Origin of the sequence: Parasphingomonas puruogangriensis (genome assembly GCF_036663635.1) — a bacterium.
In the GTDB taxonomy this organism is placed as follows: domain Bacteria; phylum Pseudomonadota; class Alphaproteobacteria; order Sphingomonadales; family Sphingomonadaceae; genus Sphingomonas.
The window spans coordinates 446,986-459,940 of the sequence record NZ_JAXOJI010000003.1; the positions used below are offsets into that span (position 1 = coordinate 446,986).

The window sequence follows — 12,955 nt, forward strand, 5'->3', positions numbered from 1 at the left end:
TGGTCAGTTCGATGACAGCCGCGCCACCCCAGGGGGCGACGCGGCCGTTAACGATCTCGTTATTGCGGCGTGGTCGTCACCGTGGTGGTGGTCTTTTCAGCCACTACGGCGCGGGCCGGCGCGGCGCGCGTGGCGGTCTTCTTGACGACCCGCTTCTTGGCCGTGGTGGCGCGGGCCGGGGCCGGGGCGGCCGTCTTTACCGTCTCGGTGGTGATGGTCGTGGCGACTGGTGCTGGCGGCGGCGTGGCGCGCGCGGCAGCAGCCTCGGCCTGCGCGGCAGCGGCGGCCTGCTCGGCGGCGGCGGCGCGGGCATTGGCCTCGGCGGCAGCCGCCTGTGCGCCGGCGGCATCGGCCTGCGCATTGGCGGCCTGCGCCGCATTCACGTTCGCCTCGACGTTACGGTTGCGCTCGGAAATGCCGATCGCGGTGTCGGCCAGCTGCGAGGCGCGATTGGCCTGGGCGATCGCTTCGTCCTTGCGGCTGCTGGCGACATCCTCCTCGGCGGTGCGCAGGGCGGCCTGGGCCTCGGCCTGCAGGCGGGGCACATCGCCCGACGCGCCGAGCTTGTTGGCGGCTTCCACCTTGGCGCGCGCCGCGGCGACAGCCTCGCGGGCGCGGTCCATCTTGCCGCGCGCCAGCGCCGGCGTGGCCGACGTGGCGAGCAATGCCGAAACGCACAAGGTGCGCATGATCGGTCCTAAAGTACGCATAATCTTACTCCTGAAATTCCGGAACGGCTGCATAACGAGCCCTGCGCGACGCTTGCTCCGCATGCGCGCAGGGCCGGTAGTGGCTCGTTAGAAGCGGTCGGCGCGCTGGCCGAGCAGGGTTACTTCGACGCGGCGATTCTGGCGCATGCCCTGCGGCGTGGCGTTGCTGGCGACCGGATTGGTCTCGCCGTGCCCGACCACCGCGAAGCGGGCGCGGGTCACCCCCATCGTGTCGAATGCGGCGCGCACGCTGGCGGCGCGGCGTTCGGACAGATCCTGGTTGTGCGCATCCGATCCGCGCGAATCGGTATAGCCGTCGATCGCCACGCGCACGCCGCGTTCGGCGCGGAGGTAATTGGCCAGCGGGCGAAGCTTGTCGATCGCGCCGGGGCGCAGCACGGCGCTGTCGGTCTTGAACAGCACGTCTTCCTGCAGGTTGAGCGTGGCGCCGCGCGAGGTCTGGCGGAAGCCGTAATTCCGCATCGCGCCGCGATCCCATTGGCCACCGCCCTGCTCGACGACGACGACTTCGCTGCCGCGGCGATCCCAATCGAAGCGGTCGCGGCGCGGGCCGGCGACGCCAGAGAAGGCGCGGTTGGCGGCCTGCGCTTCGCGTGGCGAAATGCGGCCGTCACGGTTATTGTCGAAGTTGCGCATCACGAAAGCGCGCCCACGATTGGTTGCGCGCAGTTCGCGGTACAGGGTCGGCACGCCGGCGCCGACGAGCCGGTATTCACGGTCGCCCTGGCGCCCGCCGTCAAAGTCCCAGCGGCCCTGCGCGGAGGCCCCGGTGGCGAGCGTGGCGGTGATCAGAGCGGCGGTCAGAATTGCGGTGCGTTTCATTGTTTATCTCCTCGAGCCCCCGCCCGATGGACGGCACATGCGACGAGCCGCTTGAACGCGCGGTGAGTTGCCGCGACAGGCGAGGTTCAGGCGGCCTTGCCGAGCGTGAGGCGGAACGCATCGTTGCCGAGCGCCGCGAACAGCGCATCCTCAGTGCCGGTCATCCACACCTGACCCTTGCCGGCCAAGCGCTGGAACAGTGCGGCGCGGCGCGACGGATCGAGATGCGCGGCGACCTCGTCGAGCAACAGGATCGGCGCGCGGCCGGTGCGCTGCGCAACGAGATCGGCATGGCCGAGCACGATGCCGAGCAGCAACGCTTTCTGTTCCCCGGTGCTGCACAGGGCGGCGGGCTGCTGCTTGCCGAGATGGGTGACGGCCAGGTCGCTGCGATGCGGGCCGATCAGCGTGCGGCCGGCGGCGGTATCGCGGCGGCGGCCATGCGCTAGATCCGCGGCGAGCGTGTCCCCGGCGCCGGTCCAGCCTTCGAGTGCGAGACCGGCGCGCGCAAACGGGCCTTCGGGCTGATCGGCGAGCGCGGCGCTGAGCGCTGCGACGGTTTCACGGCGCGCCTCGTCGATAGCCGCGCCATGCTCGGCCATTTGCGTTTCGAGCGCGCTCAACCAATGCGGGTCGGGCGGGACATCGTCGGCGAGCAGGCGATTGCGCGCGCGCATCGCTGCCTCGTAGCGGTTGCTGTGCACGGCATGGCCGGGGCTCAGCGCCAGCGTCAGGCGATCGAGGAAGCGGCGGCGTTCGCTGGCGGGTTCGGCAAACAGGCGGTCCATCGCGGGGGTTAGCCACAGGATGGTAAGCCACTCCGCCAGCGCGGTGGCAGCGACGGGCGCGCCCTGGATGCGGACGATGCGGCGTTCTGGGGCGGAGGGGAGCGTGCCGGTGGCGAAGTCGACAAGTTCCTCCCCTCCCGCTTGCGGGAGGGGCTGGGGGAGGACCTGTCCGATGGGTGCGGGAGCGTTTCGGGACATGTCCTCCCCCGACCGCTCCCGCAAGCGGGAGGGGAGAAGGGAAGCGGCGACACCAAAGGCACCCGGCCCACCCTGCCGAGCCATTTCGCCCAAGGCCGCGCGCCGCAGCCCGCGTCCGGGCGCCAGCAGCGACACCGCCTCCAGCACGTTGGTCTTGCCTGCCCCATTCTCGCCCGTCAGCACGACGAAGCCCGGCCCCGGCGCGATGACGGTATCGCGATGGTTGCGGAAATCGGTGAGGACGAGGCGCGCGAGCATGAGCGCGCTTCCTAGCGGCACTTGGCGCGCGAGTCGCGCGGCGCTTTACGCGGCAAGCTTCTCCGGTGCGGCGCTCACGCGGTTGCTGAGATAGGAAGCCAGGTCGCCAAGTTCGCGCTGCGCCTTGAGATACGCAACCGGCGTGGCGATCCCGAGGCGCGCCCGCGCCGCCTCGAGCGGTTCGCTGAGCAGCTTCACATAATCCTCACCCGAGATCCACTTGGCCTGACGGCCATGGCGGTATCCCTCCCACACCGCTTTGGCGAACAGCGTATTGCCGGTGACGCGCAGGCTTTTCAGCGCCGCCGCGCCGCCGATAAAGGCCCAGCCCAGCCCGCCGACCTGCGCGTAGGAAAAGGCGACCAACGCCGCTTCGCCCAGGCTCTCATCCGCTTTGTAGCCGGTCAGCACATGCCAGATGTCATGCGTGTCGCGCACCCGCCGGCCAAACCAGGCGTATGGATGGGGCAGATCCTCTTCCTTGTTGATGCGGCTGACTTCGACCAGGCCGTCGGCGGAATAGCCGGTGCTGTCGAGGAAGTGGCAATAAGCCGCACCCACCGTGCCGGGCGCGAAGTGGCGCGCAAAACCCGGCTGTGCGAAGAGCTGCGCCAGTTCGGTACGCTCATAGGCCAGCCGACCGCCCTCCGCCGTGGCAATCAGCCGCGCGTAATTCATTGGCGAATTGCCGACGTTCAGCGCGCGCATGATACGGAAGACCTGCGTCGTGTCGTCGCCATTGGCGAGCAATTTGCGGATCGCATCGAACGCGGTGCGCCAGTCACGCCGGCCGGTCGTGCCGGGGAAGGGAGGAAGCTTGGCCATCGACTCACACTCCTTATTAACAAGAGTGTCAGTATCGGGTCGCTTACGTTACGTCAATGGCCGGGCAAGCGTTCGAACACCAGGCGGAACTTGGAGCCGACGCGCAGTCGCATCACCACGCGGTAATCGCGCGCCAGCGCGCCGACCATATAGTCCCAGGTGCGCATGTTGGTCTTGCTTTCCGGGCGATCGCTCGACACGACATATTGAGGTCGGCGCGCCATGATGCGCTGGATCTCGGCCAGGACATCCACCCCGAGCGCGCCGTCTTCGCGCCTGTTGTCGAGATGCTCGGGGAAGGGCCAGCGCGTCGGCAGGCAACTGCCGGTCAGGTGATACAATATCGTCTCGCCCCCGAAGACGAACAGGCAATCGGTCAGTCGCGGCTTGAGCCAGGCGGCGATCTGCCGTGCCTGTGCGCCCCGCCCGCGGTTGCGGACGTTGCGATCGATCGTCACGATCGAAAAGGCCGTGGCGAACAGCGCCAGCACCATTATCGCGGGCATGAGCTTGTCGGTACGTCCGGCGATCAACCGCAGCCCGGCGCGCCGATCACTCAGAACTGGCGCTGCCCCGATGGTGAGCGGCACCAGCATGGGCAGGGCATAATGATCGAAATAGCTGCCAAACACCAAAACGGCGGCAATCGCGGCGAGGCACCAACCGAACAGCAGCTTTTGCGGTTGATCGAAAGCATTGCTGCGGCCAGGCCATAGCGAGATGAAGGCAGCGTAAGCGAGCGGCAGGAGCAAAGCGGCCATGCCGGACAACCGCCCGATCGTCGGCCCGGCACCATCACTGGACCGCGCGAAGATCGAGGTAAAGTTGGCGTAGATGAAGGCGTCGTTATAGCCCATCGCAGCATAACTGGCCCAGGCGGCGGCAGTGGGGCCCAACCCCAGTACCAGCCAGGCCAGGCCGGCAGCGGCCAGCGCGCTCAAAGACATCTTCGCGCGCCACGCATGGTGGAGCAGCACGCAGCCGAAGAACGCCCCTTCGAACACGACCGAATATTTGATCTGGATGGCCAGGCCCATCAACAGCATGGCTGCGGCGGCATCGAGATGGCTCGCCGGGCCGAACCGCGTGCGACGGACGATCCGCACCAGACACAGCCCGGCCAGTGCGACGAACAGATTGTAGAATACCGGGGACTGGCCGCCATCGCCGCCGAACATGCCGAGCATGAGGATGTAGATCACGCCGGCGCCGAGCGCACCGGCGGGCGTGGCGACCCGCAGCGCCGCCTGGCGAATGGTGATGGCCGTGGCGGCGACGAACACCGTGGCGACGATTTGATATTCCGTAACGCCGAGCCCGCCGAGCAGGCGGATCGCGGCATAGATCAGAAACAAACCGATCGGCTTGCGATCCCAGATGTCGATATAGGGCAGCGCCCCGTGCAACATGCGATCGCCGATCAGCAGATATAACTGATCATCGACCTGTATGACGGCATTGCCGAACTGGATCGCGCGTGCGGCGAAGGCCACCGCGATCAGGATCACGATGGCCCAGGGCGTAGCGATGGCACCCGCGCGGATATTGGCCCACGGCGATCTCAATAGGGGCGGAGCGAACCGCGTCCCGATGGTACGGGCCTCGGCAGACTCAGGCGTTACGATGTCCAGCAAGAAGATTCCCTGGGGTTGGCGGTGACGTGACCACCCCGGTGGCAGCGCCGCGTTGCCGCGATATTTCTCGCCTTACCGAACGCCCACGTCAGACTCGCATCGGCATCAATACATAGAGTGCCGAGCTCTTGTCATTCTCGCGAATCAGCGTCGGCGCAGCGGCGTCCGCCAGATGCACCTCAATGGTGTCACCGTCGAGTTGTCCGAGAATGTCGAGCAGATAGCGGCTGTTGAAACCGATCTCGAACCCGGTGGCGACATATTCGCCGGGCACTTCTTCCGCTGCGGTGCCGTTTTCCGGGCTGGTCACCGACAGGATGATCTTGTCGCGATCGAGCGCCATCTTCACCGCACGGGTCTTTTCGGTGGCGATGGTCGAGACGCGGTCGACGCCCTCCTCAAAGCTGCGCGGATCGATCTTGAGAATCTTGTCGTTGCCGGTCGGGATCACGCGGCTGTAATCCGGGAAGGTGCCGTCGATCAGTTTCGAGGTCAGCAGGGCCTGGCCGAGATCGAACCGGATCTTGGTCGGCGACAGCGACACGCCGACCGAACCGTCGATCTCGTCGAGCAGTTTGCGCAATTCGGCGATGCATTTGCGCGGGATGATCACGTCGGGCATCGTCTCGGCGCCGTCCGGGCGCGGCATCGTCACGCGGGCGAGACGGTGGCCGTCGGTGGCGGCGGCTTTCAGCACGGGCAGCGGATCGTCCGACACGTGCAGGAAGATGCCGTTGAGATAGTAACGCGTCTCTTCGGTCGAGATGGCGAAGCGCGTCTTGTCGATCAATTGCTTGAGCGTTTCCGCCGGCAGTTCGAACGAGACGGGCAATTCGCCCTCGGCGATGACCGGAAAATCGTCGCGCGGCAGCGTGCCGAGCTGGAACTTGGCGCGGCCGGCCATGATCGTCATCTTGCCTTCGGCCGCGGCTAGGCTGACCTCGCTGCCTTCGGGCAGTTTGCGCGCGATATCAAACAAGGTGTGCGCCGAGACGGTGGTAGCGCCGGGCTGATCGACCGCCGCGGAAATCGTCTCGTTGATCTGCAGATCCAAATCGGTGGCCATCAGCTTGAGGCCGCCCTCGGCGGTCGCCTCGATCAGCACGTTGGATAGGATCGGGATGGTGTTGCGGCGCTCGACCACGGACTGCACATGGCTCAGCCCCTTCAACAGGGTTGCGCGTTCGATCGTCGCCTTCATCTTCAATTCCCCCGGGCCGGCTGCGCGAATAGTGCGCCCCGCCACCTGATTTATAACCCGCCAAACGTGTAGAGTCGGGGGTGTTGACCGTCTCCTAACCTTAACGAAAAAAAGGGCCGGAGCAAGCGCCCCAGCCCTTCCTTGCTGTCCGAAATGGGGCGGCAAAGGCCGACCCCGCTATCTCGAAATTTTAGAAGCGTACGCCCACGCCAGCGAGCACCTGATGACGATCAAGGTCGATGTCCACGTCGCCGCCGTCGAGGTTGTTATAGTTCGAATAGCGATATTCGGCCTTCACATAGGCGTTGCCGCTCATCTTATATTCAAGGCCGGCACCCAGGCGATAGCCCTCGGCATCGTCGTGATCGCGGATCGTGACGGTGCCCAGCGTGTAGCGCGAATTGATGCGCTGATTGGTGTACCCAGCCTTGGCATAGATCATCGCGACGGGCGAGATGGCATAGCCGAGACGCGCGCCGGCATAAAGATCGCGGCCGCCCTTGATGCGGAAGCGGTCACCCGTGGCGAACACGCTGGCGTCGTCGGACTTGGCGGTGGTGCCGCTGACTTCGCCTTCGACGCCGAGGATCACGCCACCGACCTGCGCATCATAGCCGAGCTGGCCACCATAGACGACGCCATCAAAGCCATTCTCGCCACCGATATGGTCATAGCCGGCGATCGCTTCGACGCGCGGGCCGGTGAACGGTGCGGCTTCGACCGGCACGTCCTGGGCAAAGGCGGGAGCAGCAAGGCCGAGGGCGATCGTGCCGACAGCGGCGGACAAAGCAAACTTGCGCATTGGTATAACTCCAGTTGGACTATCCCGCCGTCTCCGCGGCTGGGAACAGGTAAATAGGCGCGCCGATCCCGCTTTGCATGAACCTCAGATAAACAACGAAAATCGTTGCTTTTGCGCCACACTGGGTTGAATGCCGGGGCATGACTTCCAAGGCACAGACCGCCCCTTCGGCACGGCAGGGCCGTGACTTCATCGCTCGGCATGGCGAGACCGTCTTCAATGCGGCGAAACGATTGCAGGGCGATGCGGCACATACGCCGCTGACCCGCGCCGGCTTTGCCCAGGCGGAGGAAATGGGCCGCGCATTGCGCGCCGAACTCGGCGTGAAACCCGCATTGACCTTATGGGCCTCGCCGACCGGGCGCGCGCTGCAGACGCTGGCGGTGATCGCCGAGCATCTCGAACTTGATTGGCATGATGCCAAGACCGATGCCCGGTTGGTCGAGATCGGCATGGGGTCATGGGGCGGGCGTTATTATGCCGATGTGATCGCCGAGGTCGGCTCGGTGGTCGATCCCGCCAGCGGGTTATTGCTGAGCGCGCCGGACGGCGAGCGTTATGATGAAATCGCGACGCGCGTCGGTGGCTGGCTGGACGAGACGGCGGACGACCGCGGCGACCGGCTGGTGATCATGCACGGCATTTCCAGCCGCGTGATGCGCGGCGTGATGACCGGCGCAGCGTCGATCGCTGGCTTCGAGGCGCCGGCGCTGCCGGGCCTGCCGCAGGGATCGGTGACGATGATCGACGGCGGCGTCGAGCGCATGGTGCATCTCGGCACGGGCTATGCGCCGGCGTGAAGCGCGCGCTGCTGCTCGCGTTGCTCGTTGCGGCCCCGCTTCAGGCCAAGGAGTCGCTCGGCGTGTTCGAGCGCTGGGGTGCGTTCAGCGACGCCGCGCCCCGCCGTTGCTACGCGATCGCGCAACCGGTTCAGGCCAGCGCTGCGGGGGCGCGCTGGCGACCATTTGCCAGTATCGCGACCTGGCCGGGGCGGGGCGCGCGCAACCAGCTGCATATCCGGCTCAGCCGTGAACGCGATGCCCGCGCGCGCGTGACCCTGTCCGTCGGGGAGCGCCGTTTCGCCTTGGTGGCGGGCAATGCCGATGCTTGGGCGCCGGACAAGCGCACCGATGCCGCGGTGGTCGCCGCGATCCGCTCCGGGCGCAGCATGAGCGTCGAATCGCTGAGTAAGAGCGGGCAGCCGTTCGCCGACGTCTATGCGCTGCGTGGCGCGGCGACGGCGATCGATGCGGCGTCTTTGGGGTGCACGCGGTAGCAGCCTTTTAACCTACTGTTCTCCTGCGAACGCAGGAGCCCAGAGCACCCCGCGCAGCGCTTGAGACGCTGGGCCCCCGCTTTCGCGGGGGAACAGGTTGGTGGCGTGGTTGCCGGGTAGAATCGCTGAACTGGAAATCTTTGCGATTTTCGACTACATGCTCCCCATGCCCAATACCGCGACGACCCTGATGCCCATTCCTGGGCACTTCGACCCCGTGCCCGTGCCCCGCGACATCAAGCCCCGCGCCGATGGCCGGATCGACCTGCTCGGCCTGTCCAAGCTCGATCTGCGCATGGCGCTGGAGACGTCGCAGCTCGAGCCCAAACAGGCCAAATTGCGCGCCAAGCAATTGTGGCACTGGATCTACAATCGCGGCGTCACCGATTTTTCGCTGATGAGCGACATCAGCAAGACAATGCAGCCGTGGCTCGAGCAGCGCTTCGTGATCAGCCGGCCCGAAGTGGTCGAAGCGCAGGTCTCGACCGATGGGACGCGCAAATGGCTGCTGCGCTCGGATGACGGGCAGGATTACGAGATGGTGTTCATCCCCGACGCGGATCGCGGCACGCTCTGCGTGTCGAGTCAGGTCGGCTGCACGCTCAACTGCACTTTCTGCCACACCGGCACGATGCGGCTGGTGCGCAACCTGACGCCGGCCGAGATCGTCGGGCAGGTGATGCTGGCGCGCGATGGCCTTGGCGAATGGCCGAGCCAGCCCGAGGGGCGGATGCTGACCAACATCGTGATGATGGGCATGGGCGAACCGCTGTATAATTTCGATAACGTGCGCGACGCGCTCAAGATCGTGATGGATGGCGATGGGCTCGGCCTGTCGCGCCGCCGCATCACGCTCAGCACCTCGGGCGTGGTGCCGATGATGGCCCGCGCTGGCGAGGAGATTGCGGTCAACCTTGCGGTTTCGCTGCACGCGGTGACTAAGGAAGTGCGCGACGAGATCGTGCCGATCAACAGGAAATACGGCATCGAGCAATTGCTCCAGGCTTGCGCCGATTACCCGGGCGCCAACAATGCCCGGCGCATCACCTTCGAATATGTCATGCTCAAGGACAAGAATGACAGCGATGCTGAGGCGCACGAACTGGTGCGGCTGCTGAAAGCTTACGATCTGCCGGCCAAGGTCAATCTGATCCCGTTTAACCCCTGGCCGGGTGCGCCGTACGAATGTTCGACGCCGGAGCGGATTAAGTCCTTCTCCAACATCATCTTCGACGGCGGCATCTCCGCACCGATCCGCACCCCGCGCGGGCGCGATATCGATGCGGCCTGCGGGCAGCTGAAGACCGCCAGCGAGAAGGTCTCGCGCGCCGAGCTTGACCGGCAGGCTGAGGAAAAGCTGATCGCGCTTGGCTGATCTATCGATCGCCGCGATGGCGGTGATGGCCGGGGCCGGGCTGGTCGGCGGGGCGATGAACGCGTTGGCCGGCGGCGGCACCTTCGCCACCTTGCCCGCGCTGATCGCCTTGGGCCTGCCCGCCAATGCCGCCAATTCGACCTCGAACGTCGCCCTGCTGCCGGGGGCGGCGACCAGCGCCTGGGGGTTTCGTGACGAACTCGGCCCGCTCGGCGGGGTCGATATCCGCATTCTCGGCGGGATCACGTTCCTGGGCGGGCTGGCGGGCAGCGCGTTGCTGGTCGTCACGCCGAGCGATGCGTTCGATCTGATCATACCGTGGCTGTTGCTGCTTGCCTTCGTGGTGATCGCGTTCGGCCGCCGCGCGGCCGATTGGCTGCATGCCCGGGTGACGATAGGGCGGCGCAGCCTGGTCGCCGGGCAAGTGCTGCTCGGCATCTATGGCGGCTATTTCGGTGGCGGCGTCGGCATGATGATGACCGCGACGTACGGGCTGTTGGCCAATGTCACCCCGCGCGCCTTGTTCGCGCCGCGTACGTTGATGCTGGCCGTGGCCAATGCCGCGGCAGCGATCGTGTTCGTGTGGGCGGGGCTGGTTTACTGGGCGGCGGGCGTGCCGATGCTGCTGGGGGCGGTGGTTGGCGGGTGGCTGGGGGCGAAGGTGGGCAAGCGGCTCCCGCCGGGGGCGGTGCGCGCCTGGACCTTGCTGGTGACTGGGGCGACGACGCTGGTGTTTTTCTGGCGGGCGTATTTCTAAGCGCTGCGTTTCAACTCGATACCGTTCCCCTGCGAAAGCAGGGGCCCAGGGCCACAAGGGCTGCGCACGGAACACTGCGCTCCTGCTTTCGCAGGAGCACGGCAGTTCATCCCGGCCGCCGCATCTGGAACAGCTCACCCAGCTCGAAATAATCCGCCGGGCCGCCGCCGCGCAGGATCGGGCGGGCGCGGGCCGTCTGGTAGACGCCGCCCTCCAACATGGCGGTGTCGATATGAATGCCCACGGCTTCGCCGATCACCAGCCACTGATCGAGCTCGCGGCCTTCCTTGGTCTCGAGCCGGATCAACTGCGTCAGCCGGCATTCGAACGTCACCGGGCTTGCCGCAACGCGGTCCGGCCCGACCAGGCGCGAGGGCAAAGCTTCCAGGCCGGCGGCGTCGAATTCGTCGACTTTGGCGTCGGTGGCCGTCGCATTCATCGCTTCCGCCAGCGGGCGCGTGGCGAGGTTCCACACGAACTCCTTCGTTTCGGCGATATTGGCCACGCTGTCTTTCCAGCCCATCGACGAAAAGCCGATCAACGGCGGGCGATAGTTGAACAGGTTGAAGAAGGAATAGGGCGCGAGATTGCGGACCCCCGCCGCGCTGACCGTGCTGATCCACCCGATCGGCCGCGGCGCGACGATCGCGTTGAGCGGATCATGCGGCAGGCCGTGGCCGTCAGCGGGTTCGTAGAAATGCATGTCGGCCATGGGTATCCTCGCGGGCAAGATTGCGGTTCTAGAATGCGGCGGAAGCAGATAAGCAAGCGTCATGGTCGAGCAATCCCCACCCGCCGCGCCGGGCACGACGATCCACCGCCACGCGCTGGCGACGCGGCTGTGGCACTGGGTGACGGCGATCGCCATGTTCATCATGATCGGCAGCGGCATTGGCATCCTCAAGGCGCATCCGCATCTTTATTGGGGACGCTATGGCGCCAATTTCGATCAGCCGTGGCTGTCGCTGAGCTGGATGCCGTCCTGGGTCAGTACCGGCCTCAACGTCCTCACCCTGCCGACCAGCTACAACCTCGCACTATCGCGGCGCTGGCATTTGTTGTTCGCGCTGGTGCTGGCCTTTGCCCTGCTCGCGTTCATGATCGTCAGCTTGGTCAACCGCCACTTCCAGCGCCAGTTGCGCGTCCGCGCCGGCGAACTCGCGCCGCGCAACGTGCTGCACGATCTGCAGGAGCATCTCGCGCTGCGCTTCCACGATCCGGCCGATCCCAGCGCGTACAACATCTTCCAGAAGCTGTCCTATGTCGGCGTCATCTTCGTGCTGCTGCCGCTGCTGATCCTGACTGGCCTCACCATGTCCCCGGGCATGAATGCGGCCTGGCCTTGGCTATTGGACGTGTTCGGCGGGCGGCAATCGGCGCGCTCGATCCACTTTATCGCCGCCTTCGGGATCACCGTGTTCATCGTCGTGCATCTCGCGCTGGTGATCCTTGCCGGCCCCTTCAACGAAGTGCGCTCGATGATCACCGGGCGCTGGCGCGTGCCGGAGGACCGAGCATGAGCTTGATCACCAGGCGGGCGCTGATCGGCGGCGCGGCGGCCTCGGCCGGTCTGCTGCTGTCGGGGTGCGACAAGCTCGCGCAGAACGAACAGTTCCGCACGATCCTGTTCTCCGGCGAGAAGATGAACGAAGGGCTGCAGCGCGCGCTGACCAATCGCGGCGCGCTGGCGCCGGAATTCCGCCCCGATCAGATGTCGCCGATCTTCCGCACCAACGGTACGCGCAATCCCAACACGCCGGCCTATGCCGCGCAGGCCGCCGCGCGCTTCGCCGATTACCGGCTGGTGGTGCAGGGGCTGGTCGCCCGCCCGCTGGCGCTGTCGCTGGCGGATATTCGCGGCCTGCCGCAGCGGACCCAGATCACCCGCCACGACTGCGTCGAAGGGTGGAGCGCGATCGGCAAATGGGGCGGGCCCAAGCTGTCGACCATTCTCGACGCGGCGGGGCTGAGCGAGCGGGCGCGCTACATCGTGTTCACCTGCGCCGATCTCTATAATGGCGAACCCTATTACGAATCGATCGACCTGATCGACGCGCGCCATCCGCAGACGATCCTGGCCTGGATGATGAACGATCTGCTGCTCGATATCGGCCACGGCGCGCCGCTGCGACTCCGCGTCGAGCGCCAACTGGGCTATAAGCACGCCAAATATGTGATGCGCATCGATGCCGTCGCCAGCCTGGTCGGGATCGGCCGGGGCAAGGGTGGTTTTTGGGAAGATACCGTCGATTACGATTGGTATGCGGGCATTTAAGTCATTACGTATA

The 12,955-nt window shown here is 66.0% G+C and carries 14 protein-coding genes; 6 read left to right on the forward strand and 8 right to left on the reverse strand.

Features of this window, described 5'->3' with window-relative positions; translation table 11 throughout:
* Positions 1–59: 59 nt before the first annotated feature.
* The 7 genes from U1739_RS10830 to U1739_RS10860 all read right to left on the reverse strand — a co-directional run bounded on the left by U1739_RS10830 (position 60) and on the right by U1739_RS10860 (position 7,259).
* On the reverse strand, positions 60–710 hold the full coding sequence (locus U1739_RS10830) for a hypothetical protein (RefSeq protein ID WP_332707845.1): 651 nt from the start codon (positions 708–710) through the stop codon (positions 60–62).
* 87 nt (positions 711–797) lie between these two features.
* Entirely contained in the window at positions 798–1,553 is a 756-nt protein-coding gene (locus tag U1739_RS10835; protein WP_332707848.1) for an OmpA family protein, read from the reverse strand.
* 86 nt (positions 1,554–1,639) lie between these two features.
* On the reverse strand, positions 1,640–2,797 hold the full coding sequence (locus U1739_RS10840) for a DNA replication/repair protein RecF (protein ID WP_332707849.1): 1,158 nt from the start codon (positions 2,795–2,797) through the stop codon (positions 1,640–1,642).
* A gap of 45 nt (positions 2,798–2,842) precedes the next feature.
* The gene (locus tag U1739_RS10845; RefSeq protein WP_332707851.1) at positions 2,843–3,622 is read right to left on the reverse strand and encodes a Coq4 family protein; all 780 of its coding nucleotides are present in this window, start codon (positions 3,620–3,622) and stop codon (positions 2,843–2,845) included.
* Positions 3,623–3,675: 53 nt separating this feature from the next.
* On the reverse strand, positions 3,676–5,256 hold the full coding sequence (locus tag U1739_RS10850) for a glycosyltransferase family protein (RefSeq protein WP_332707853.1): 1,581 nt from the start codon (positions 5,254–5,256) through the stop codon (positions 3,676–3,678).
* 88 nt (positions 5,257–5,344) lie between these two features.
* Positions 5,345–6,457: a DNA polymerase III subunit beta gene (gene dnaN, locus U1739_RS10855; protein ID WP_332707855.1), complete on the reverse strand. Its 1,113-nt coding sequence runs from the start codon at positions 6,455–6,457 to the stop codon at positions 5,345–5,347.
* A gap of 190 nt (positions 6,458–6,647) precedes the next feature.
* Positions 6,648–7,259 (reverse strand): outer membrane protein, encoded by a 612-nt coding sequence (locus U1739_RS10860; protein ID WP_332707857.1) that lies wholly within the window; start codon positions 7,257–7,259, stop codon positions 6,648–6,650.
* Positions 7,260–7,399: 140 nt separating this feature from the next.
* Between U1739_RS10860 and U1739_RS10865 the strand changes: the two genes are divergently transcribed.
* From U1739_RS10865 to U1739_RS10880, 4 genes are all read left to right on the forward strand, one after another.
* Positions 7,400–8,059 carry a histidine phosphatase family protein gene (locus tag U1739_RS10865; protein ID WP_332707859.1) on the forward strand — a complete coding sequence of 220 codons (660 nt, stop codon included), beginning with the start codon at positions 7,400–7,402 and terminating at the stop codon, positions 8,057–8,059.
* Complete coding sequence (locus U1739_RS10870; protein WP_332707861.1) at positions 8,056–8,535, forward strand: invasion associated locus B family protein; 480 nt, start codon at positions 8,056–8,058, stop codon at positions 8,533–8,535. Before U1739_RS10865 ends, U1739_RS10870 begins: the two co-directional genes overlap by 4 nt.
* A gap of 166 nt (positions 8,536–8,701) precedes the next feature.
* Complete coding sequence (gene rlmN, locus U1739_RS10875; RefSeq protein WP_332707974.1) at positions 8,702–9,910, forward strand: dual-specificity RNA methyltransferase RlmN; 1,209 nt, start codon at positions 8,702–8,704, stop codon at positions 9,908–9,910.
* Positions 9,903–10,667 carry a sulfite exporter TauE/SafE family protein gene (locus U1739_RS10880; protein WP_332707863.1) on the forward strand — a complete coding sequence of 255 codons (765 nt, stop codon included), beginning with the start codon at positions 9,903–9,905 and terminating at the stop codon, positions 10,665–10,667. Before rlmN ends, U1739_RS10880 begins: the two co-directional genes overlap by 8 nt.
* Before the next feature lie 106 nt (positions 10,668–10,773).
* Here U1739_RS10880 and U1739_RS10885 read toward each other — a convergent pair whose 3' ends face one another.
* Complete coding sequence (locus tag U1739_RS10885; protein WP_332707865.1) at positions 10,774–11,379, reverse strand: flavin reductase family protein; 606 nt, start codon at positions 11,377–11,379, stop codon at positions 10,774–10,776.
* A 61-nt stretch (positions 11,380–11,440) separates the two neighbouring features.
* Between U1739_RS10885 and U1739_RS10890 the strand changes: the two genes are divergently transcribed.
* Positions 11,441–12,187 (forward strand): cytochrome b/b6 domain-containing protein, encoded by a 747-nt coding sequence (locus tag U1739_RS10890; RefSeq protein ID WP_332707867.1) that lies wholly within the window; start codon positions 11,441–11,443, stop codon positions 12,185–12,187.
* Positions 12,184–12,942, forward strand: a complete 759-nt coding sequence (locus tag U1739_RS10895; protein WP_332707869.1) for a molybdopterin-dependent oxidoreductase — start codon at positions 12,184–12,186, stop codon at positions 12,940–12,942. The genes U1739_RS10890 and U1739_RS10895 overlap by 4 nt, the downstream gene beginning before the upstream one ends.
* Positions 12,943–12,955: the final 13 nt, after the last annotated feature.